Annotated in this window: 21 protein-coding genes and 1 tRNA gene; 21 read left to right on the top strand and 1 reads right to left on the bottom strand. The window is 50.5% G+C overall.

What is annotated here, in order from left to right:
- Positions 1–2: 2 nt before the first annotated feature.
- From PUE40_RS01190 to mscL, 11 genes are all read left to right on the top strand, one after another.
- Positions 3–1,115 carry an Ldh family oxidoreductase gene (locus PUE40_RS01190; RefSeq protein WP_154554283.1) on the top strand — a complete coding sequence of 371 codons (1,113 nt, stop codon included), beginning with the start codon at positions 3–5 and terminating at the stop codon, positions 1,113–1,115.
- A 59-nt stretch (positions 1,116–1,174) separates the two neighbouring features.
- Entirely contained in the window at positions 1,175–2,188 is a 1,014-nt protein-coding gene (gene gap / locus PUE40_RS01185) for a type I glyceraldehyde-3-phosphate dehydrogenase (RefSeq protein WP_277671642.1), read from the top strand.
- A 39-nt stretch (positions 2,189–2,227) separates the two neighbouring features.
- Positions 2,228–3,682, top strand: coding sequence for an acetate--CoA ligase family protein (locus PUE40_RS01180; protein ID WP_277671641.1), 1,455 nt, complete (start codon positions 2,228–2,230; stop codon positions 3,680–3,682).
- A 15-nt stretch (positions 3,683–3,697) separates the two neighbouring features.
- Entirely contained in the window at positions 3,698–4,762 is a 1,065-nt protein-coding gene (locus PUE40_RS01175) for an LURP-one-related/scramblase family protein (protein ID WP_277671640.1), read from the top strand.
- Between the two features lie 21 nt (positions 4,763–4,783).
- A complete protein-coding gene (locus PUE40_RS01170; protein WP_277671639.1) occupies positions 4,784–5,584 on the top strand; it encodes a universal stress protein in 801 nt (266 codons plus the stop codon).
- Positions 5,585–5,647: 63 nt separating this feature from the next.
- Positions 5,648–5,797, top strand: a complete 150-nt coding sequence (gene scfA, locus PUE40_RS01165; protein ID WP_154554288.1) for a six-cysteine ranthipeptide SCIFF — start codon at positions 5,648–5,650, stop codon at positions 5,795–5,797.
- Positions 5,798–5,909: 112 nt separating this feature from the next.
- Positions 5,910–7,295, top strand: a complete 1,386-nt coding sequence (scfB, locus tag PUE40_RS01160; protein WP_154554289.1) for a thioether cross-link-forming SCIFF peptide maturase — start codon at positions 5,910–5,912, stop codon at positions 7,293–7,295.
- Between the two features lie 28 nt (positions 7,296–7,323).
- Positions 7,324–7,926, top strand: a complete 603-nt coding sequence (locus PUE40_RS01155) for an XTP/dITP diphosphatase (protein WP_154554290.1) — start codon at positions 7,324–7,326, stop codon at positions 7,924–7,926.
- A gap of 25 nt (positions 7,927–7,951) precedes the next feature.
- Complete coding sequence (locus PUE40_RS01150) at positions 7,952–9,025, top strand: YihY/virulence factor BrkB family protein (RefSeq protein WP_277671638.1); 1,074 nt, start codon at positions 7,952–7,954, stop codon at positions 9,023–9,025.
- Positions 9,018–9,935, top strand: a complete 918-nt coding sequence (locus PUE40_RS01145; protein ID WP_154554292.1) for a diacylglycerol/lipid kinase family protein — start codon at positions 9,018–9,020, stop codon at positions 9,933–9,935. The genes PUE40_RS01150 and PUE40_RS01145 overlap by 8 nt, the downstream gene beginning before the upstream one ends.
- Positions 9,936–9,975: 40 nt before the next feature.
- Positions 9,976–10,377 carry a large-conductance mechanosensitive channel protein MscL gene (gene mscL, locus PUE40_RS01140; RefSeq protein ID WP_277671637.1) on the top strand — a complete coding sequence of 134 codons (402 nt, stop codon included), beginning with the start codon at positions 9,976–9,978 and terminating at the stop codon, positions 10,375–10,377.
- Positions 10,378–11,194: 817 nt separating this feature from the next.
- On the opposite strand, the gene PUE40_RS01135 is transcribed toward mscL, so the two are convergent.
- Positions 11,195–12,337, bottom strand: a complete 1,143-nt coding sequence (locus tag PUE40_RS01135; RefSeq protein ID WP_154554294.1) for a 3-phosphoglycerate dehydrogenase — start codon at positions 12,335–12,337, stop codon at positions 11,195–11,197.
- Positions 12,338–12,501: 164 nt separating this feature from the next.
- Here PUE40_RS01135 and serC point away from each other — a divergent pair, with 164 nt between their 5' ends.
- The 10 genes from serC (at position 12,502) to clpX (ending at position 22,285) form a co-directional block, all read left to right on the top strand.
- The gene (serC, locus tag PUE40_RS01130; protein WP_154554295.1) at positions 12,502–13,587 is read left to right on the top strand and encodes a 3-phosphoserine/phosphohydroxythreonine transaminase; all 1,086 of its coding nucleotides are present in this window, start codon (positions 12,502–12,504) and stop codon (positions 13,585–13,587) included.
- A complete protein-coding gene (locus PUE40_RS01125) occupies positions 13,574–14,938 on the top strand; it encodes a D-alanyl-D-alanine carboxypeptidase family protein (RefSeq protein ID WP_277671636.1) in 1,365 nt (454 codons plus the stop codon). Before serC ends, PUE40_RS01125 begins: the two co-directional genes overlap by 14 nt.
- 32 nt (positions 14,939–14,970) lie before the next feature.
- On the top strand, positions 14,971–16,866 hold the full coding sequence (gene uvrC / locus PUE40_RS01120; RefSeq protein WP_277671635.1) for an excinuclease ABC subunit UvrC: 1,896 nt from the start codon (positions 14,971–14,973) through the stop codon (positions 16,864–16,866).
- A gap of 108 nt (positions 16,867–16,974) precedes the next feature.
- Positions 16,975–17,256 (top strand): DUF1292 domain-containing protein, encoded by a 282-nt coding sequence (locus PUE40_RS01115; RefSeq protein ID WP_154554298.1) that lies wholly within the window; start codon positions 16,975–16,977, stop codon positions 17,254–17,256.
- 131 nt (positions 17,257–17,387) lie between these two features.
- Positions 17,388–17,473: transfer RNA gene (locus tag PUE40_RS01110), tRNA-Leu, on the top strand.
- A 61-nt stretch (positions 17,474–17,534) separates the two neighbouring features.
- Positions 17,535–18,335: a glutamate racemase gene (murI, locus tag PUE40_RS01105; RefSeq protein WP_154554299.1), complete on the top strand. Its 801-nt coding sequence runs from the start codon at positions 17,535–17,537 to the stop codon at positions 18,333–18,335.
- Positions 18,336–18,476: 141 nt separating this feature from the next.
- Complete coding sequence (locus PUE40_RS01100) at positions 18,477–19,109, top strand: CYTH domain-containing protein (RefSeq protein WP_206157315.1); 633 nt, start codon at positions 18,477–18,479, stop codon at positions 19,107–19,109.
- A 34-nt stretch (positions 19,110–19,143) separates the two neighbouring features.
- Entirely contained in the window at positions 19,144–20,451 is a 1,308-nt protein-coding gene (gene tig, locus PUE40_RS01095; protein ID WP_277671634.1) for a trigger factor, read from the top strand.
- 3 nt (positions 20,452–20,454) lie between these two features.
- Positions 20,455–21,033: an ATP-dependent Clp endopeptidase proteolytic subunit ClpP gene (gene clpP / locus PUE40_RS01090; RefSeq protein WP_154554302.1), complete on the top strand. Its 579-nt coding sequence runs from the start codon at positions 20,455–20,457 to the stop codon at positions 21,031–21,033.
- A 13-nt stretch (positions 21,034–21,046) separates the two neighbouring features.
- Positions 21,047–22,285 (top strand): ATP-dependent Clp protease ATP-binding subunit ClpX, encoded by a 1,239-nt coding sequence (clpX, locus tag PUE40_RS01085; RefSeq protein WP_277671633.1) that lies wholly within the window; start codon positions 21,047–21,049, stop codon positions 22,283–22,285.
- The last annotated feature ends 26 nt before the right edge of the window (positions 22,286–22,311 follow it).

Genomic DNA, 22,311 nt, shown 5'->3' with positions numbered 1-22,311 from the left:
GTATGATAACTGAGACAAGACCGTATATGTCTTGGGACATGGCAGGTTCTTTTATGACGCAGGCTTTCATGAAGCTGGGCGTGCCGGAAGAGGATGCGAAAATCTGTGCCGATGTCCTGATGGAGAGCGATCGCCGGGGAATTGAGAGCCACGGAGTGAATCGATTCAAGCCGATTTATGTGGACCGCATTAAGAAGGGAATTCTGAATCCGGTGACGAAGATTGATATTCTGAGAGAATCTCCGACCACCGCCGTGCTGGATGCCAATGACGGAATGGGAATGGTGGCCAGCAAGCAGGCTATGGATATGGCCATCGAGAAGGCGAAGAAGTACGGAACCGCTTGCGTGGCTGTCCGCAATTCTTCTCACTACGGAATCGCCGGATATTGGGCTTCCATGGCGACGGATCAGGGCATGATCGGTATCACCGGTACCAATGCGCGTCCGTCCATCGCACCGACGTTCGGCGTGGAGAACATGATGGGTACCAACCCGCTGACCATCGGTCTCCCCAGCGATGAGAAGTATCCGTTCCTGATCGATGCGGCAACCTCCATCACTCAGAGAGGCAAGCTGGAATACTACGAGCACATCGGAAAGGATACACCGGCGGGCATGGTTATCGGAAGAGACGGTTCCGCACTGACCGATACTTCTTACATTCTGAAGGCATTGACCACCGGAGATGCGGCACTGGCACCTTTGGGCGGCATCGGCGAGGAGATGGCCGGATATAAGGGCTACAGCTACGCAGCAGCCATTGAAATCCTGTCGGCGGCGCTGGCACAGGGTAATTTCCTGAAGAGCCTGACCTGCTATGACGAAAACGGCGGATTGAAGCCATATCATCTGGGACACTTCTTCGTGGTAATCGATCCGGAAGCATTCATGGGTCGGGAAGCCTTTGAGAAGACCTGCGGAGATATCCTTCGGGCACTGAGAAATTCTCAGAAGGCACCGGGCGAGGATCGCATCTATACGGCGGGCGAGAAGGAATGGATTATGAAGGAATACCGTGCGGACAAGGGTGTTCCGATGAGCGAAGCGGTTCAGAAGGAATTCATCGAAGTTCGGGACGAATTCGGAATTGACATTACCTTCCCGTTTGAATAAGAAAATTTAATATTTGATTCATATTGCTTGGATAGTTTACATTAAAAAGGGATGACACTATGATTCGATTAGCAATTAATGGATTTGGCCGAATCGGCCGACTGGCTTTCCGTAAAGCTATGGAACTGGAGAACTTTGAAGTTGTAGCGATTAACGATTTGGCATCTCCGTCGATGCTGGCGTACCTGCTCAAATACGATAGTGTACAGGGGGCGTATTTGGGACATCAGGTGGACAGCACGGAGAACAGCCTGGTTGTGGACGGCAGCGAAATCACGATTTACAAGGAGCCGGATGCTTCGAACCTTCCGTGGAAGGAGCTGAATATCGATTTGGTGCTGGAGTGCACCGGCTTCTACACATCGAAGGCAAAAGCTCAGGCACATCTGGATGCCGGCGCAGGGAAGGTGCTGATTTCTGCCCCTGCGGGAAATGATATGAAGACCATTGTCTACGGGGTCAATCACGAAACCCTGACGGCAGAGGACCGAATCGTTTCCGGTGCATCCTGCACCACCAACTGCCTGGCGCCGATGGCAAAAGCATTGAACGATTACCGTGAGGTGAGAACCGGTTTCATGACCACGATTCACGCGTATACCGGCAATCAAAAAATTCTGGATGCACCGGACAAAGGGGACAAATTCCGGAGATCCCGTGCGGCGGCAATCAACATCGTACCGACGACGACCGGTGCGGCGCAGGCCATCGGAAACGTCATTCCGGAGCTGGCGGGAAAACTAATCGGTTCGGCACAGCGTGTTCCGGTAGCAACCGGCTCCATCACCATTCTGGATGCGACACTGAAGGATTCGACGGACAGCGTGACGGTGGAAGGGATCAATGCGGCCATGAAGGCAGAACAAAATGAATCTTTTGGCTATAATGAGGATGAAATTGTGTCCACCGATGTAATCGGCATGAGTTACGGTTCTCTGTTCGATGCGACCCAGACATTGGCGCAGCGGTGCGGTACAAATATCTATGAGGTTAGAGTGGTTTCCTTGTATGACAATGAGATGAGTTATGTGAGTCAGTTGATTCGCACCATGACTTATATGGCATCTCTTTAATACATTATTGTAACTTGTTTCTGAAAGGAGATATAGGAAATGGAAATCAAAGAGGCAAGACAATATGTAATTGATCGACTCAATTACGCATTCAAACCGAAGTCCGTAGCGGTAATCGGCGCGAGCCGGAATGAGAAAAAAGTTGGCTTTAAGGTCATTCAGGGCCTGCGTCGATGCGGGTATGAAGGAATTATTTATCCGATTAACGTGAAGGCGACGGAAGTTGCCGGCTTGCCGGCATACAAATCCATCCTGGATGTTCCGGATGACGTGGATTTGGCATTTGTTTCCCTTCCGGCAACGGGTGTTTTCGAAGCTCTGGAACAGTGTGTGGAGAAGAAGGTAAAAATCGCCGTGGTTTCTTCCTCCGGATTCGGAGAAATCGGAAATAAGAACCTGCAGAACGAGATTACCGAGTATTGCAGAGAGAATGGATTGCCTCTGATCGGACCGAACCTGGTAGGTATCGGAACTCCGTATCACAACTATAACTGCGGTTTCGTACCGTATCTGCCGAACAAGGGACCGGTTGCCCTGATTTCTCAGTCCGGTTCCAACCTTCTGGCGGCACTGGGTTCTTCCCAGCTGGATCACTTCGGCATCAGTATGTTCGTCGGCCTGGGCAACAAGGCAGACGTGGACTTCAGTGAAGTCATTAAGTATGCAGAGCAGGAAGAGCACACCAAGTGCATCGCCGTATACATCGAAGCTCTGGACAGCCCGGAAGCATTCAAGAAAGCATGCCTGGAGTGCGAGAAGCCGATCACCGTTATCAAGGTAGGCTCATCGAAAATCGGTGTAAAAGCAGCATTTGCCCACACCGCTTCCGACAATACCGGACATAACAATGCGGAATACGATCAGCTGTTTCAGGAATCCGGCGTAATGAGAGAAGAAACCTGGCAGGAATTCCTGGACACCTCTCTGGCGCTGGGAATGTGCCCACCGCTTCGCGGAGACAACGTAGTAATGATTACCAACGGCGGCGGAGCCGGACTGCTGGCCTGCGATCACTTTGAACGACTGGGAATGCCTCTGAAGGAACTGAAAGAAATCTCTCAGAACCTGCGCAGCGCCATCCGGAAATACATGCCGTCCTTCGGCTCTCCGCTGAATCCGGTAGACATCAGCGGTACTGCAACATCCGAGATGTACGGCGGCGCACTGCGTACCGCATATCGGGATGAAAATGTGGACGGAATCGTGATTTCCGTATGCCCGACCGCTGTTACCGACGTGGAAGCGATTACGGATACGGTCATCGAAATTCACAAACAATACAAGACGCTGGGCAAACCGTTCATCATGGAGTGCCAGGGCGGAAACGAGTGCCGTGAAGCAATCATGAAGCTGAGAGATCACGGAATTCCGGCCTTCTCCACCATGGAGCAGGCAGTCAATGCCATGGTGGCACTGAGAGAGTACAGTCACATCATGAGCAGGAAAGAGGAGCTGCTGAAGCAGGCTCACGCAGAAGAAGAAGAAGAAAAGTAAGATATCGGAGTTAGAATGAATAAAGACAAACTTATCAGAATATTTACGGCACTGGTAATCCTGCTGGCCATCCTGTTTTTCTCGGTAGGAAAGTGGACATACAGCGGAATGGCCATTCTGGCGGCACTGGCTATCCACATGAATACCGGAGGCGGAGACTTTAATCATCGAAACCTGTACGAAAAGAAGGTGCAGAACACGGCCGGCTGGACCTTGGAAGAAATCTGCAAGCGCCTGGGATCTTTGGAGACACCTCTGGGGACTTGTTGGATGGGGTCAAAAAAAGAAAATAACGAAAAATGCATTGTTTTCGGACCGGCCCTGTTCAAGGATTACATTTTGATAACCGCCGACGAAAAGGAAATCTGTTTGGTATCCGGAACCGATACGGATCATCTGGCTGTGCCGGAATCGGAGCAGTGGCGTTTCGATCAGCTTCTGGATACGGAGAATCTGGCGGTTACGCCGAAGCGGTATTCGGCTTTTGCAGGCGACAAGGTGATGACTGCCGTGCTGCTGGACGATTTGGCCGAACTGCTGAAAGCTCAGATTTCCGGATCCGGTGAAATGCCGGAGTCCATGGACATGTACACGCTGTACCATTACAACAGTACGGATACCACCGTTCGGGATATGGACGAGAACTGCTACGCCCGCACCTCCGTGGTGTTCGAACCGCTGTCCATTATCATCTACGATATGGACGGAAATGAAGTGGCAACGGTGACGGGAGATAAGAAGAAACGGACCGATGGATTCGAAGTGCGAATCTCCGGAGAAAAGTACGGTACCGTATATTACGATAAGTCGTCGAACAACGATGCGTTCTATTTGGATGGCCCCGACGGTCGATTCCGCCTGGAATCCTTCCGGGCGGTTCGCCGGGGCAATATCGGTATGAATTATATTCTGACCCTGAACGGAGAGCGAAAAGCGGTGATGGCATCCTCACCGCGAATTCGCTTTGAATCCACCGGATTAATCGAAAACGATGTAATCTGCAGCTTGGATAACGAGTACCTGCTGTGGTACATGATTCTGCAGGAACTCATCACCGCGCTGAACGGGTTTGTGAAATAGGAAAGAATTAGGAGGCAGAACATGAATAGGATTCTTGTTCCAATCGATGGATCGCCAAAGAGCCTGATTGCACTGGAGCACATTAAGACCACCTTCTCTCCGAAGGCTTTCGAAATCGTGCTGATGATGGTGCACGAGAACCTGATGATGATTACGGATAAGGAGGCCATCCAACAGATTCAGGATGAGCTGGATTCCCAGCTGGAAATCATCGCAAAGAATCTGGAGCGATATTCCGTCGTTCGAAAAACCGCCATCGGAAAACCGGGGCAGCGAATCGTGGAGTGTGCTCAGGAAATCGGCGCCAGCATGATTGTCATCATGAAATCCACGAAGGTGAACCACAGCAATACTATCGGCATGACCGCTTCCTATATTATCCGACATGCCGGATGCAACGTGCTGGTGGTGCAGGAACGGGCTCGAAATATGAAAGAAGAGTATCGGGGAATGATTTACCGGAACGTGGAGAGCACGGTGAATCTCCGCGGTGCGCTCAGCCTGAAGCAGAGCGAATGCCTGCTCCCGAGCGTAGAAGGAGATGTCATCTACCGAATTCATGTAACCCGGGGCCGGGTGCGGTTCCTTCATCGATCCTACAATCCGGAGACCCGGGAGTGGGATCTTCCGCCGGAGAACGGAGATGAAGAAGTCACCGATATCTCCACCGGCGAGACGATGGAAATACCGGTGAACGCCGGAAAAGACGATGTCATTGACCGGATTCGCGTGGTGAACCGGAACATGAAATCGGAAGCGGTGTTCCATTACCAGATACGAAAAGATGACAGTAATTCCGCTCAGGAGGACCTGACGGAATGAAAAAAATTTGACAAAACGTCGATGTTTTGTTATTCTGAAATGAAACTATAGGAGGAAAAGACAATGAAAAGAATCAAGACAATTTCCACAAGAAACTTAGAGAAATCATCTGTTACCGGTGGTTGTGGCGAATGCCAGACTTCTTGCCAGTCTGCAAGTAAGACTTCTTGCAGCGTAGCAAATCAGCATTGCGAACAGTGCAAGGAAAATTAATTGTGAAGCGCTGCGGTTTGCAGCGCTTTTTGCTGACATTTAGGGCGGTCTGTCTCCTGACAGGTCGCTTTCGTCTATTTGCAGACTCATAGAATTGGAGTGAATTAAGAACATGGTACATCAGTACAAATTAGGTGGATACAACATTGTAATCGATGCCAACAGCGGATCCGTTCATTCGGTGGACGACGTGGCGTACGACATCATCGGCATGTACGAAAATGCGGATTTTGATGAAATCTGCAAGGAAATCCTGCCGAAATACGCTTCGGAAAATTTGACGGAGCAGGACATTCGGGATGTGATGGATGACCTGGAAGAGCTTCAGAAGGAGGGAACCCTCTTCTCCGAGGATATTTTCGAAGAGGCGGCGTCAAAGATTAAGAGAAAGCAATCGGTGCTGAAGGCCATTTGCCTGCACGTGGCCCACGGCTGCAACATGGATTGCCGCTACTGCTTTGCCGGAAAGGGCGATTACAGCGGAAAAGCGGGAATCATGCCACTGGAAGTGGGAAAGCAGGCGCTGGATTATCTGGTAGAGCAGTCCGGAAGCCGGAAGAATCTGGAAGTGGATTTTTTTGGCGGAGAACCGCTGCTGAACTGGGATGTCTGTAAAGAGCTGGTGGCGTACGGTCGCGAGCTGGAAAAGAAATACGACAAGAAATTTAATTTTACCCTCACCACAAACGGATTGCTGATCGATGATGAAGTCATCGATTTCTGCAACAAGGAGATGGGAAACGTGGTTCTGAGCCTGGACGGCCGGAAGGAAGTCCATGATTTCATGAGACATACACAATCCGGGGAAGGAACTTATGATAAAATTATCGAGAAGTTCAAGCGCCTGGCGGATGCCCGGAACCAGCAGAATTACTACATGCGGGGAACTTATACCGCTTACAACAAGGATTTTGCGAAGGACGTGCTTCACATGGCGGACATGGGCTTCAAGGAAACCAGCATCGAGCCGGTCGTCAGCGCTCCGGACGTGGACTACGCGCTCCACGAAGAGGATGTGCCGTTCCTCTGCGAGCAGTACGAAGAGCTGGCAGAAGGCATGCTGGAGCGGAAAAAGAAGGGTGAAGGCTTCAACTTCTACCATTACACCATCGACCTCACCGGCGGTCCGTGCATCTACAAGAGAGTGGCTGGCTGCGGAGTAGGAACGGAATATCAGGCGGTAACGCCGACGGGCGACCTGTATCCGTGCCACCAGTTCGTAGGCAACGACGAGATGCTCATGGGCAACGTATACGAAGGTGTCACCCATCCGGAAATCGTTGAAATGTTTCTGAAGGGAAATAACGTATATACCCGGGATAAATGTCGGGACTGCTTTGCGAAGCGGTACTGTGCCGGCGGATGTTCGGCCAACAACTATCATTCCAACGGGGATATCGATAAAGTATATGAACTGGGGTGTGAACTCCACCGTAAAAGAATCGAATGCGCGATTATGCTGAAGGTGGCCGAGCAGGAGCTGGGACTGGAGGAATAGTTCAGGTATCGTAATAGGAGGGAAGATTATGGAAAAAGTAATTCTGGCATCCAGAAACAAAGGAAAATTGAAAGAGATTCAGGCAATCCTGGAAAAGTTCGGCATGGAAACCATTTCCCGGGACGATGCGGGAATTCCGGAGTTTGAGGTGGAAGAGACCGGAACGACTTTCGAAGAAAACTCTCTTCTCAAGGCACAGGCAATCCTGGATGAGGCCCATACTATCACCATTGCGGATGACAGCGGGTTGGAAGTGGATGCGCTGGAGGGTGCTCCCGGAGTTTATTCCGCCCGTTTTGCGGGGGAGAACTGCACTTTCGAAGACAACAATCGAAAGCTTCTGAAGGAACTGGAAGGTGTTCCGGAGGAGAAACGGGGAGCGGCTTTCGTGTCCGTTATCACCATGCTTTTCCCGGATGGGAGAAAGCTGGTGGCTCGGGGGGAATGCAGAGGGACGATTCTGACAGAGATTCACGGAACGGAGGGATTCGGGTACGACCCGTTATTCCTCCCGGAAGGAGAGAATCGTTCTTTTGCGGAAATGGCACCGGAAGAGAAAAACCGGATCAGCCATCGAGCTCGAGCGCTGGAGAAACTTGAGGATATGATTCGTGAAAAATGTTCATGCTAAAGAGAGATTAACCAAAAAGAATCTTTTGAATATCACATTCCATGTATGGCGGCAGTTCGATGACCCGTATTACACCGGATTTGCGGCGCAGATTGCATACTTCTTTTTCATGGCGAGTATGCCGACGCTGATCGTGTTGTCCCAGGTGCTGGGTCTGTTCGACGTATCGCTGGATTTCATTAAGGTGTGGCTGGAGACCCATGTGAGCTCCAATGTGAACAGCCTGGTGATGGATTTGTTCAGTGCCACGTCGGTGCAGTTCACCAATACGGTCATGGTGATTGTCGCCCTCTGGTCTGCATCCAGCCTGGAGTTTTCGCTGGGGCGGCTGGAGAGTCATGTGCTGACCAACGGTACCTACCGGTTTGAATTCTGGACGGAGCGAATGAAAGCGATTCCGACGGCGATTATTTCGATTGCGGCCATCGCCTTTTCGCTGGTAATCTACGTATACGGTGAGAATATTATTCAAACGATCTTCCGCCACAGCCGGTTTGCCGAATATTTGGTGGCATTGCGTTTGCCAATTGCGGCGGGACTTTTCTTCTTGATGATTCTCATGAATTATTATTTGCTACCGCGAATTAAAGTTCCGATTCGCTGTCTGCTTCCCGGCGCGCTGTTTGCCTGGATCGGCATCATGATTGTGACAGCGGTATATTCTGTCTACAGCGATAAGATTGCCCACTACAACATCCTGTACGGAACCTTCGCCAACATCGTGGCGTTGATGCTGTGGTTTTATCTGATTTCCTGGGTGCTTTGCATCGGAATGATGTTCAACAAAGCCTGGGATGAAGTGATGAAACGGGATCGGCTGACGCTGACGAAGATGAGAGGATATCTGAAGGCACAGCTCAAAGGATCCAGTCAGAGCTATGAGAACTTTTTCGTGCGGCCGGATGATTTGCTTTACCCGGAACTGGATTCCGTTGCGGTGAAAATGAGCAAGCGGTATGTGGACGGTTTCGAAAAGGAAATCGAAAAGAAACAGCAGGAGATTCGAAGAAAACAGATCATCGATGCGAAAGCGGATGAGCTTTACACGGAGATGAAACAAAATATTGAAAGAAGAGACAGGGGATTCTTAGATGAGTGATTTAGAGAAGAAGCGGGATCGGATTCTGTTTATTATGAATCCGAAATCCGGAACTATGCAGGCATTCCGGTATTTAGCGGGAATGTTACAGATGTATTCTGATGCCGGTTTTTATACTTCGGTGCTGATGACCCAGGCAAGCGGGGATGCGAGAGAGTTTGCCATTCAGTATGCGTCGGAGGTGGAGACCATCGTAGTTTCCGGCGGAGACGGTACCTTGAATGAAGTGATTGACGGAGTGATTACGGCGGAAACCCCGGTGCGAATCGGATACATTCCATCGGGAAGTACCAATGACTTCGCATCCAGCGTGGGTCTGCCGAAGAGCATCATGGACGCGGCAGAAGTGGTTCTCACCGGAAAACCTCAGACCTTCGATGTGGGTTCTTTTAACGGAAGATACTTTTCTTACGTGGCTTCTTTTGGTGCATTCACCAGCACGTCATACAGCGTTCCCCAGAACCTGAAGAACATCATGGGCCATACGGCTTACGTGCTTCAGGGCATTCGGGATATCGTGAACATCAAGAAAATCCACGCAAAAATCGTTACGGATCATGGGACGCCAAATGAGGAGATTCACGAGGGGGATTATATATTCGGGGCGATTTGTAACTCTACTTCAGTGGGAGGTCTGCTGAAACTGGATACTTTCGATGTGGATATGAACGATGGAATGATGGAGGTGCTTCTGATTGAATCACCGGCGTCGCTCATCGAATTGAATGAAATGGTGCGGGCGCTGCTGGACGGCTCGTTGGATGCACCGAACATCCAATTCTTCAGTGCACGAGACATCGAGGTGGACATTGAGCCGGGTACTCACTGGACGTTGGACGGAGAATATGAGGAGGGCGCAGATCATGTGGAGATTCACACCCTTCAGAGTGCAATTGAACTGATTGTGTAGAGAATCGCGCAAGAGCGGAGTCTCGGAAAAGGAGTCGTTAATGAAAAAGTTTGTTTCGGAGTTTAAGGAGTTTATTTCCCGCGGAAATGTGCTGGATATGGCCGTAGGTGTTGTCATCGGCGGCGCTTTTACCGCTATCGTCACCGCCTTGGTGGATAACATCATCATGCCGCTGATCGGCATTCTGGTGGGCGGTTTGGATTTCACCGGATTGTCGGTTAAAGTAGGGGAGGTCACCATCGGATACGGGGCCTTCATCCAGGCGGTAATCAATTTCCTGCTGATTTCTTTCGTTATCTTCTGCGTGATTCGAAGCTTTAACAAGCTGGCGAAGAAGAAGGAAGAAGAACCAGCGACACCGCCGGCACCGGCCGAAGATGTGGTGCTTCTCCGGGAAATTCGCGATCTCCTGGCAAATCAAGAGAAAAACTCCGATAGATAGTTTTCTTGATAAATCTTGACGAAAAAATGGGAACTCGCCGTGGCATGCCCCTGCCGCGGCGAGTTACTTTTTTGTCAAAAAGAGAGTTCTTCGCAAATATTTGTGAAGAACCGAAGGAACGTGTTGCATTATCTCGGCGGTCGGGCCGGCTTTCCCATTTTTTCCGCCCTGAAGTTCGCGCCCGGAAACCGAATTTATTGGGTTTGCGGGGAATCGAGCGCGAACTCTGGTGTCCGCCGGGCTGGCTTTTCCAAAAATCCAGGCCCGAGGTTCGCGCACGGAAACCGAAAACAATGGGCTTGCGGGGAATCGAGCGCGAACTGTGACGGCAACCGGGCCGCATTGTTCCTTTCTTCCGGCCCGAGGTTCGCGCTTGGAAACCGAAAACAATGGCTTTGCGGGGAATCGAGCGCGAACTGTGACGGCAACCGGACATGATTTTTCAAAAATCTAGGCCCGAAGTTCGCGCCCGGAAACCGAAAATAATGGCTTTGCGGGGAGAAGAGCGCGAACTGTGGCGGTGACTGGGGCGGCTTGCCCCTTTCTCCAGGCCCGAAGTTCGCGCTTGGAAACCGAATTTATTGGGTTTCCGGGGAGTCGTACGCAAACCGTGGCGGCGACCGGACTTGTTTTTTCAAAAATCCCAGCGCTCGGTTTGCGCATCAAAACCGAAATCAAAGGGTTTCCGAGGAGTCGTACGCAAACCGCGGCGGCTGCTAGCCTGCAGGCGTCCGGTTCCCGGTCCGCCTACACAAAAAGGCTGCTTCGCAACAGCGGAGCAGCCTTTTTTCTCTACTTGAATTATTAAAGTGGTTAATTACAGAACGCGAACCTTGATTACGCCATCTGCCTTGATGCCTGCCAGGCAATCCTTGCAAGCGTCTTCTTTAACCAGTGCCAGAGCGTATCCGTATTCGGTGCGGCTCTTGCCGATTTCAACCTTGACAACCTTGTCTGCGCCAACTGCTTCGTTCAGCAGTGCGGTTACGTCAACTTCGCCCTTGTACAGGATACCAACGCGAGTGGTTCCGGCTTCTGCATCCAGGGATACCGGCGGGAAGTTTACGGAGTTTCTGATGTTGCCGTTTTCGATGTAATCCATCAGTTCATCTACTGCCATGGATGCGCAGTTGTCTTCTGCTTCCTTGGTGGATGCGCCCAGGTGCGGAGTGGATACGATGCCCGGCTTGTTGATCAGGTTCTCGTCTGCCAGGTCGGTCATGTACTTTCTCAGCTTGCCGGATTCCAGAGCGGCAATGATATCTTCTTCTACAACCAGGTCCGGTCTTGCGTAGTTCAGAACGATGGCACCGTCCTTCATGTTTGCAATCAGATCTTTGTTAATCATGCCCTTTGTTGCCGGCAGGGACGGAACGTGGATGGAAACATAGTCACATACTTTTACCATCTCTGCAACGTCATCATACATTTTGCATGGTGCGGTCAGGAATGGGTGAACGACTACGGAGTTGCCGACAATGTTCATGCCCAGTGCGTGTGCTGCGTTGGCAACTTTTGCACCGATGGCGCCCAGACCGATGATACCAAGAGTCTTGCCTTCGATTTCGGTTCCGGCGAACTGCTTCTTGCCCTTCTCAACCTGGCCGGAAACATCACCTTCCAGGGTGTTTGCCCAGCTGATTCCTTCGTACATGTTTCTGGAACCCATAATCAGACCGGCGATTACCAGCTCTTTAACTGCGTTGGAATTTGCGCCCGGTGTGTTGAATACAACGATGCCTTCATCGGCACAGCGATCCAGCGGAATGTTGTTAACGCCGGCGCCGGCACGACCGATTGCCAGCAGATTGTCGGAGAAATCCATTTCGTGCATCTTGTAGCTGCGAACTACGATTCCGTTTGCTTCGTTAATGTCCTCAGTGAGTGCGTACTGATCGGTAAGACGATCCAGACCTACCTTAGAGATGTTGTTCAGAGTACCAATTGAGTACTTCGCCATTGTGTTACCTCCTGTGATACAACCATTATTGTGTTCTATGATATTTAATGAGAAAACTCTCTCATTACATGCTAGTATATCATTATTGAACTTTACTTTCAATTGCGAAAGAGTTATAATTCTTGTACATGAATCTATATTTAATTAACTGGAGGTAAATACCAATGGGCTATCGTGCAATTAATTTCTCTGCAGGTCCGTCTACCCTTCCTGAAGAGGTACTGAAGAAGGCAGCTGCTGAGATGCTGAACTATGAAGGAACCGGCGAATCCGTAATGGAGATGAGCCACAGATCTGCGGAATTCCAGAAGATTATCGATGATGCGGAGCAGAATCTGAGAGATTTGATGAACATTCCGGATGACTACTATGTACTGTTCCTGCAGGGCGGCGGTACACTGCAGTTCTCCATGGTTCCGATTAACCTGCTGACCAATTCCAAGAAGGCAGACTATATCATTACCGGTAACTGGGCGAAGAAAGCATATGAAGAAGCTCAGAAGTTCGGTGATATTCGTGCACTGGCAAGTTCGGCAGACAAGAACTTCTCTTACATTCCGAAGTTCAAGAAGGAAGATATCCGTGAAGATGTAGATTACGTATACGTATGCTATAACAACACCATTTACGGAACACACTACAACGAAGTTCCGGATGTAGGAGATCATCTGCTGGTAGCAGATATGTCTTCCTGCGTTCTGTCTGAAGAAATCGACGTTACCAAGTTCGGTCTGATTTATGCAGGCGCACAGAAAAACGTTGCTCCGGCAGGTGTAACAATCGTTATCGTTCGGAAGGATCTGGTAGGACATGCACCGGAGAACACTCCGATTTATTTGGACTATGCAATTCATGCAAAGAAGGGTTCTATGTACAATACCCCTCCTTGCTATTCAATCTACATGGCCGGCGAAGTATTCAAGTATCTGAAGAGTATCGGCGGAGTTAAGGAAATGCATGAGAGAGACGTTCGCAAGGCAGGTAAGCTGTATGATTACCTGGATCACAGCGAAATGTTCACACCGACCGTTGCAAAGGAAGACCGTTCACTGATGAACGTTACCTTCGTAACCGGAGATCCGGAACTGGACAAGAAGTTCGTCGCCGGCGCAAGAGAGCGCGGCATGCTCAACCTGGCCGGACACAGAACAACCGGTGGTATGAGAGCCAGCATCTATAATGCGATGCCGGAAGAAGGCGTGGATGCACTGATTGCATACATGAAAGAATTCGAAGATGAGAACAAATAGGGCAAACACCCGGACTCAAAAATCGAATAATATCGAAAAGAGCGTGATGGTGGTCATTTTGTCGGCACTGATGGTGTTGATTGGGGTGACCACCCTCTTTTTAGATGAAACGTTTGCGGAATCTAAGCCGGAGATCGGGGCGGATTCTGCTTTTGTGGTGTCCGCATCTACGGGGCAGACTGTGTATCGGCTGCATACGGACCGAAAGCTGTCGCCGGGCGGTTTTACCAAAATCATGGCGGCCATGGTGGTGCTGGATCGCATGCACGACCGAGCAGAGCTTCGGAATCGGATTACCGTTACCCGGGATGTGGCATCGAAGGGGAAGCTCTTCAAGAAGGGCGACCAAATTACCGTCCGAGATCTTCTGGCGGCTATGCTGGTAGCGGATTCCGATGAGGCGGCCGTGGCTCTGGCGGTGTACTCTGCCGAGAACGTGCCGGCGTTCGTGGAAGCGATGAATACCAAGGCGCAGGAGCTGGAGCTGGAGAACACCCACTACACCACGGTGACCGGCAAATACGACACCCTTCAGTATACCACCACGGAGGATATGGGATATCTGGTTCAGGCGGCGTTTAAGTATTCCCTGATTGAGAAATACCTTACGACGGAGGCCTGCACCACGACGGCGGTGGGCAAGACCGCATCGAAAACCCTGCGCCATTCCGATACCTTCCGGTACTCCGGTTTGGTGGCGACCAAAGCGGTGGAGAGCGGCACATCAAAGCATTCGGTGAATTCTTTTGCGTACGCGGAGCAGGACGGCATGAAGCTGATTTCCGTGATTTTTGGAACCGCTGCTAAAGAAAAGGATGCGCAACAGAAACAGCTTCTGGATTACAGCTATGGGAAGGTCGCCCGCCATGCGGTTCGGAAGGCCGGGGCCAAGGTGGGTAAAATCAAAATTCACCACGGCGCAAGTACCCGGGTTCCGGTATATACGAAAAGCAAAGCGTACGCCTACGTCCCAAAGGAAGGGAGCGACAGCCTGATTCGCACCCAGACCATCATCTACGACAAGCTGGAAGCGCCGGTAAAAGCCGGAACGAAGGCGGGAGAACTTCAGGTCTACGTTGCGGATGAACTGACCGGCACCGTGGATCTGGTGGTAAAAGAAGATGTGAAAACCGGATGGTTTCCGTCCTATCTGTATATTTCCAACGGGCTGACGATTTTGATTGCTGCGGTGCTGCTGTGCCTGCTGTACTTCGTGCTCCGCATTCGGCGAATTCGGAGACGGAAACGGTTGCTGGCGGAGCGCCGGCGGAAGCAGAAAATCCGGGAAATTGCCCTGCGAGAATACGAAATTGAAGAGGATCGGAAAAGAAGAAACTGGACCTATCGGTAGAGAACCGAGGGAGTGTGCAGGAGGGAAAAGAGATGTTTGACATCAACGAAGAATTGAAAAAACTCCCCACCTGTCCGGGCGTCTATATGCACAAGGATCGCCTGGGGACGGTAATCTATGTGGGAAAAGCCGTAAATCTGCGAAACCGGGTTCGGCAATACTTCCGGAATTCTTCTCAGCACAGTCCGAAGGTTCGGTCCATGGTGTCCAACATTGCGGAATTCGACTATATCACCTGCGGCACGGAGATGGAAGCGCTGATTCTGGAATGCAACCTGATCAAGAAATACATGCCGAAGTACAACATCCTCCTGAAGGATGATAAGACCTATCCCTACATCGAAGTGACCATGAGCGAAGAGTTCCCCCGGGTAATCCGCACTCGGGAGGTCAAGCGGGATGAGAATCGGTATTTTGGGCCCTATTCCGATAGCACCGCTGTGTGGCGAATTCTGAAAATGATTGATGAAATGTACCCCCTGAAGAAATGCAGTACCCTGCATTTTCCGGAAAACACCCGCCCCTGCCTGAATTATTTTATCGGAAAGTGCAAGGGCATCTGCGTGGGAAAAGCGGACCGGGAGGAATACCTGGAGATGATCCGGGACATTCTGGGCATTCTGGGCGGAAGGGATGCGGGGGTCATCCGGAAGCTGGAAAGAAAGATGATGGAAGCGTCGGATGCTTTGAAGTATGAGGAGGCGGCGAAATACCGGGACTACATTCGGGCGCTGCGGTCCCTCAGCGAGAAGCAGCGGGCCACCATGGTGCGGGAACACGATATCGATATCCTGATTCCGATTCGGACCCACCGCAATCAGATTGTGGCGCAGTACCGGGTGCGGGAAGGCAAGATGATCGGCCGGGAAATCATCTATATGAACGACGAGACGGAATCCACCCGGGAGGAGCTGCTCAGCGCTTTTCTGAAGCAGTATTACCTGTCTACATCCCGGATTCCCAAAGAGGTGATTGTGCCGGTGCATCCGGAAGAAGAGGACCTGATTTCCGAACTTTTGAACCACATCGATGAGATGAACGCGAAAGCGGGAACGGATGTGCCCCACAAAACCCGGCTGTACATACCGGAGCGAGGGGAGAAAAAGGCCATCCTGGACATGACCCTGGCGGACTCGGTGGAGTTGGCCCGTTCCCTGGACGAGAGAGCCGATCGAGACGAGGAACGAAAGAAAAATCTGCGGCAGAAGATTTCGGAGCTGATTCGCCGGGCGGCGGAAATCGATGGGGCGATTCCCCGGCTGCTGGAGGAGGACGATGAAGAGGAGTATCGGGTGGAAGCCTACGATATCTCCAATATGAACGGCCTGGATACGGTGGGCGCCATGGTGGTGTACGAGGGCAGCCGACCGGTGCGGAACGATTACCGAAAGTTCCGGATTCGAACTGCCGAGGGCGACGACTACGGCAGTCTGCAGGAAGTGATGTACCGGAGGCTAAAGCGGGCCCGAGAAGGGGATCCGGGTTTCAGCCGGTATCCGGATATCATGTTCATCGATGGAGGACTGGGACAGGTGCATGCGGTAAAAGCAGTGATGGATGCGTTCCGGTTAACGATTCCGGTGGTGGGCTTGGCAAAAGACGATGCCCATCGAACCCGCGCGGTCGTGTTCACCGACGGAAGTGAAATCGATTTGAAGTCGGAACCTCTGCTGTTCAGCTATGCGGGAAACATTCAGGAAGAAGTGCACCGTTTCGCCATTACCTTCCATCGAGGTACACGAGGAAAGAAGATGACACACTCCGTGCTGGAAGAAATTCCGAAAATCGGGCCGAAGCGGCGGAAGGCGCTGATGGAGAAATTCCGCAGCATCGATGCGATTCGAAAGGCTTCCTACGAAGAATTGATGGAAACGGAAGGGATGAATTCCCAGGCGGCAGAAAGTGTTTTGGAATTCTTTCAGCAATAACTTGCTATTTAAAGATATTCATGGTATATTTTGAATTACGATTTATCTCTCCGGAAGGAAGGTGGATCGGGAAATTACATTTATGTTGAAGGTAAGGAGAGTAGCGAAATGGCGGAAGATCAGAACAAAGAGCTGCTGGAAGAAGAAACTGAAGATGATTTCATCACACTGGAATTTGATGACGGTACAGTAGTGGAGTGCTACATTACAGGTGTATTCGATCTGAACGGAAAGGAATACATTGCACTGGAGCCGGATGATGGCACCGATGATGTATATATTTACGGATATAAGGACAACGGTGACGACACGTTCGATTTGGTTGAAATCGAGAGTGAAGAGGAGTTCGGCGCAGCGGTTGAGGAATTCGATCGTCTGATGATGCAGTAATGAAATAAGGCTTTTGCGCCGTTTCAAAGCGGCGCAAAAAACTTTTTTAAAAAAGGGGTTTACAAGCCACCCTAAAGTGTGTATAATAACTATTGTGAGTTGCGAAAGAAACAACTCAGAAAAATAAATCTGCGGATGTGGCGGAATTGGCAGACGCGCACGGTTCAGGTCCGTGTGACCACAAATCATGTGGGTTCGAGTCCCACCATCCGCACCAAGAAAAGCGATATTCTGCGGAATATCGCTTTTTACTTTTATCGGAGGAAAATAAGAAATAAATGGATAACAGACCGATTGGTTTTTTTGACTCCGGACTGGGCGGCCTTACCAGCGTATCTGCACTGCAGAGCCGGCTGCCGAAAGAACGGGTGATATATTATGGGGACACGGCGAGAACCCCTTACGGATCCAAGTCCCCGGAGACAATTCGAAAGTTCGCTTCCCAGATTGTGGACTATCTGGTGAGCAAGGATGTGAAAATGGTGGTGATTGCCTGCAACACCGTGACTTCCCTGGCGTTGGATGATTTGCGGCAGCAGCACCCGGAACTGCCGATTATCGGCGTCATCGAACCGACGGTTCGGAAGGTGGTGCAGAGCCACTGTCCGAATGTGGGAATCATCGCTACCAAAGCGACCATTCAAAGTGATGTCTATGCGCGGCTGCTGCACAACCTGGATCCGTCCATTCGGACCAGCAGCCTGGCTTGCCCGGCGTTCGTGCCGCTGATTGAAGAAGGCATCATCGACAACGAAATTATGGATTTGACCATCCGCTACTACATGGACGATTTCGTTCGGGAAAACGGATTTAATCATCTGATTCTGGGATGCACCCATTATCCGATGATTGCGGATAATCTGAAGCGAATCTACCCCAACATGAATCTGATCAGCTCTTCCGAAGCGGTCATCGATGAGGTGGAGGAGGTGCTGGCGGCTCGGGATCAGTTTGCCGAGCAGCGGACCGAGGAGGACCGGTTCTATGCCAGTGACCTGTCGGATAACTTTATCCGGATGACGGATCGGCTGACAGAGGGAAAAAATTCCAGGATAAAACTGAAAAAAATGGAAGAATAAGGGGGATTATCCCCCAAAAAGTCATTTTATGGAATGGATGTGTGCAAGATTGAGCCCTATCCATTGACAATAATGGCTTTTTTATGTAAAATTACTTGATATTGTTGATATTTTGCCGCGATGCGGCCAGTGGGAGATAATATGGAAACAGAATACAAGTATCGTCTGGATGATGCATCTTTGATTCAGGAGATTATCGACGATCCCATGCTGGATGAATATGTAGACCGGGATTCCTTGGAGAAGATTCGGATGCATGCCGTGTATTTTGATACGGACGACATGGATTTGAGACAATCCGGAATTGCGTATCGAATTCGATATGAGAACGATCGGATTACAGCAACGATTAAGTGGGATAATCACGTGGAGAATGGACGTCATTCCAGAGAAGAATTTAATCTAGTCATAACGGATGAGCGTTTCGCAGAGCATCCGAACATTGAAGCATTTGAGTCCAGTGATGCGTATGATGTGTTGCTGAAGGCAGCCGGTCATAAGGAGCTTCACAAGAAGGTGGAAATGGATTTCACCCGGAAGCTGATTAAGGTGGACACCGGCAATTCCATCAGTGCGCTTTCCTTCGACGAGGGCGTGATTCACGGATTGAACGGAGACAAGGACGTATTGGAGATGGAGCTGGAATGGTACTACGGAAATTCGGAAGATTTCCGGGACATTGCAGAATCTCTGGCAGAGAAATATTCTCTGGAGCCGGAAAACATCTCGAAGCTGCAAAGAGGATTTTTACCGGACGACGAGCCGGAAAAATAAAACAAATTAAGTTCGTTTTTCAGGAGGAATATTAATGAAAACTACTTTTATCGCAAAAGAAGGCAATGATGCAAAGTTTACTATGGTTTTTACCGGTGAAGAGTTCGAAAATGCTGTAGTAAATGCTTATAAGAACAACAAGGATCGCTTCGAAATCAAGGGCTTCCGTAAGGGAAAGGCTCCGAGAAAGATGATCGAGAACACCTATGGCGAAGATATCTTCTATGATGAAGCGCTGAACGACCTGCTGCAGAGCGGTTATCCGGCAGCTCTGAACGAGTTGGAGCTGGAAGTTATCGATCAGCCGAAACTGAACCTGGGCGAGCTGAAGAAGGGCGAAGATGTTGAAATCACCGCAACCGTTGCTTGCTTCCCGGAAGTTGAAGCAAAGGATTACTTCGGTCTGGAAGTAGAGAAGATTGAGCACGAAGTAACCGATGAGGATATCCAGAGAGAACTGGAGAGAGTTCAGAAGGCTCATTCCAGCATGGAAACCGTAACCGACCGCAAAACGGAAGAGGGAGATACCGTTGTTCTGGACTTTGACGGTTCCGTAGACGGCGTTCACTTCGACGGCGGCAAGGCAGAGAATTTCGACCTGAAGCTGGGTTCCGGACAGTTCATCCCGGGTTTTGAGGATCAGCTGGTTGGAAAAGAAGCCGGCGAGGAAGTAGACGTTCACGTTACTTTCCCGGAAGGTTATCAGGCAGAGAATCTGGCAGGCAAGGAAGCGCTCTTCGAATGCAAGATTAACGAGATTAAGAGAGAGGTTCTGCCGGAAATTAACGATGAGCTGGCAAGCGATGTCAGCGAGTTCGAGACTCTGGAAGAGTACAAGAACTCCATCCGTGAGAGAATGCAGAAAGAGGATGACGAGAGAGCAGACAGCATCATGAAGGACAGCATGGTTCAGAAGCTGATCGACGTGAACAGCGTAGACACTCCGGCATCCATGGTAGAATCCGAAATCGACACCATGATTCAAGGAATGCAGCAGCAGCTGGCATACCAGGGTCTGTCTCTGGAGCAGTATCAGAAGTTTACCGGAATGGATATGGCTGCAATGAGAGACCAGGCTCGTATGGATGCAGAGAAGAGAGTTGCATCCAGAATCCTGCTGAAGGCCGTAATCCGTCAGGAGAACATCGAAGCAACCGAAGAGGACGTCGATAAGGAAATGGCAGATTTCGCTGCTCAGTACGGACAGTCTGTAGAAGATGTGAAGAAGATGATCGGAAACGACCTGCACTACTTCGAAGAGGATGTTAAGATGAAGAAGGCCATCGACATGATGTTCGAGAAGGCAAATTTTGTTGCTGCTAAGGCAAAGGAAGAAGAATAATCTATGAATACAATTCCAGTAGTTGTTGAACAGACCGGAAACGGCGAGCGCAGTTACGATATTTATTCCAGACTGCTGAAGGATCGAATCATTTTCATCGACCAGCAGGTGGACGAGCACCTGGCCAGCATTGTGGTGGCGCAGCTCTTGTTCCTGGAAGCGGAAGACCCGGAAAAGGATATTAATATCTACATCAACTCTCCGGGCGGAATGGTGACGGCCGGCTTGGCGATTCTGGATACCATGAATTACGTAAAACCGGATATTTCTACCATCTGTGTGGGCCTGGCTGCCAGCATGGGGGCCGTTCTGCTTTCGGCGGGAACCAAAGGGAAACGATATGCTCTGCCCAACGCGGAGATTATGATTCATCAGCCGCTGGGGGGCGCACAGGGCCAAGCTTCCGATATTAAGATTCAGGCCGATTGGATGATGAAAACCAAGGAACGTCTGAACCACATTCTTGCTGAAAATACGGGAAAAGATCTTTCCATTATCGAGCGGGATACCGACAGAGATAATTTCATGTACGCAGATGAAGCGGTGGAATACGGACTGATCGATCGGGTATTGAAGAAGTAATAGAGGAGAATCTGTGAGTAAAAAGAACGAAAACAATGAGCTGGTCTGCTCCTTTTGCGGGAAGACCAGCTCGCAAGTCAAGAAAATTATCGTGGGACCGGATGTAGCAATCTGCAACGAGTGCATCGAGCTGTGCGAATCCCTTCTGGATGAGAAAGAGTTCGTGGAACCGAAGCACATGGAGGAACTTCCGAAGCCAAAGGATATTGCGGATTTCCTGAGCGACTACGTCATCGAACAGGATGAGGCGAAGAAAAATCTGGCCGTTGCGGTGTACAATCACTACAAAAGAATCCGCCATTTGGAGGAGAATGCCGGCGATGAGAAGAACAACGTGGAAATCCAGAAGAGCAACATTCTGATGCTGGGACCGACGGGAAGCGGTAAAACGCTTCTGGCACAGACCCTGGCAAAAATTCTGGATGTTCCGTTTGCCATTGTGGATGCCACTGCATTGACGGAAGCCGGATATGTGGGCGAAGACGTAGAGAACATTCTGCTGAGACTGTACCAGGCGGCAGACGGCGACCTGGAACGGGCACAGAAAGGCATCATCTACGTGGATGAAATCGACAAGATTGCCCGGAAATCCGAGAACATGTCCATCACCCGTGACGTTAGCGGAGAAGGCGTTCAGCAGGCATTGCTGAAAATCATCGAAGGAACCGTTGCCAACGTTCCGCCGCAGGGCGGCCGGAAGCATCCGCTGCAGGAGTTCATCCATTTCGATACGAAGGATGTGCTGTTTATCTGCGGAGGTGCTTTTACCGGATTGTCCACCATCATCAAACGTCGATTGGGCAATAAGGTCATCGGCTTCAATTCCGATGAGGATCGGGTGGACCTGACGGAGGACCACGAGATTCTGCTGAAGGTGGAACCGGAAGACTTGCTCCGTTTCGGACTGATTCCGGAACTGATCGGTCGTCTTCCGATGATCGTATCCCTTCGGGAACTGACGGAAGAGGCATTGGTTCGAATTATGCGGGAGCCGAAGAATTCCTTGATTCGCCAGTATCAGGAGCTGTTCCGCATGGACGGCGTGGAGCTGGAAATCGAGGACGATGCGGTGAATGCCATTGCCAACAAGGCCATTGAGCTGCATACGGGAGCCAGAGGTCTGCGGGGAATCTTCGAGAAGATGATGACGGACATCATGTTCGAATTGCCTTCTCGGGATGATGTGACAAAGTGCATCATCACGAAGGATACCGTGGAGAACGGTGCGGAACCGGTATTAGAGACAAAATAGCGCTGAAAACGGTGCGAAATAAGAAA

Source organism: Mogibacterium kristiansenii (assembly GCF_029224645.1).
Classification (GTDB): Bacteria; Bacillota; Clostridia; order Peptostreptococcales; family Anaerovoracaceae; genus Mogibacterium_A; species Mogibacterium_A kristiansenii.
This window is presented reverse-complemented; position numbering and strand designations above follow the sequence as displayed.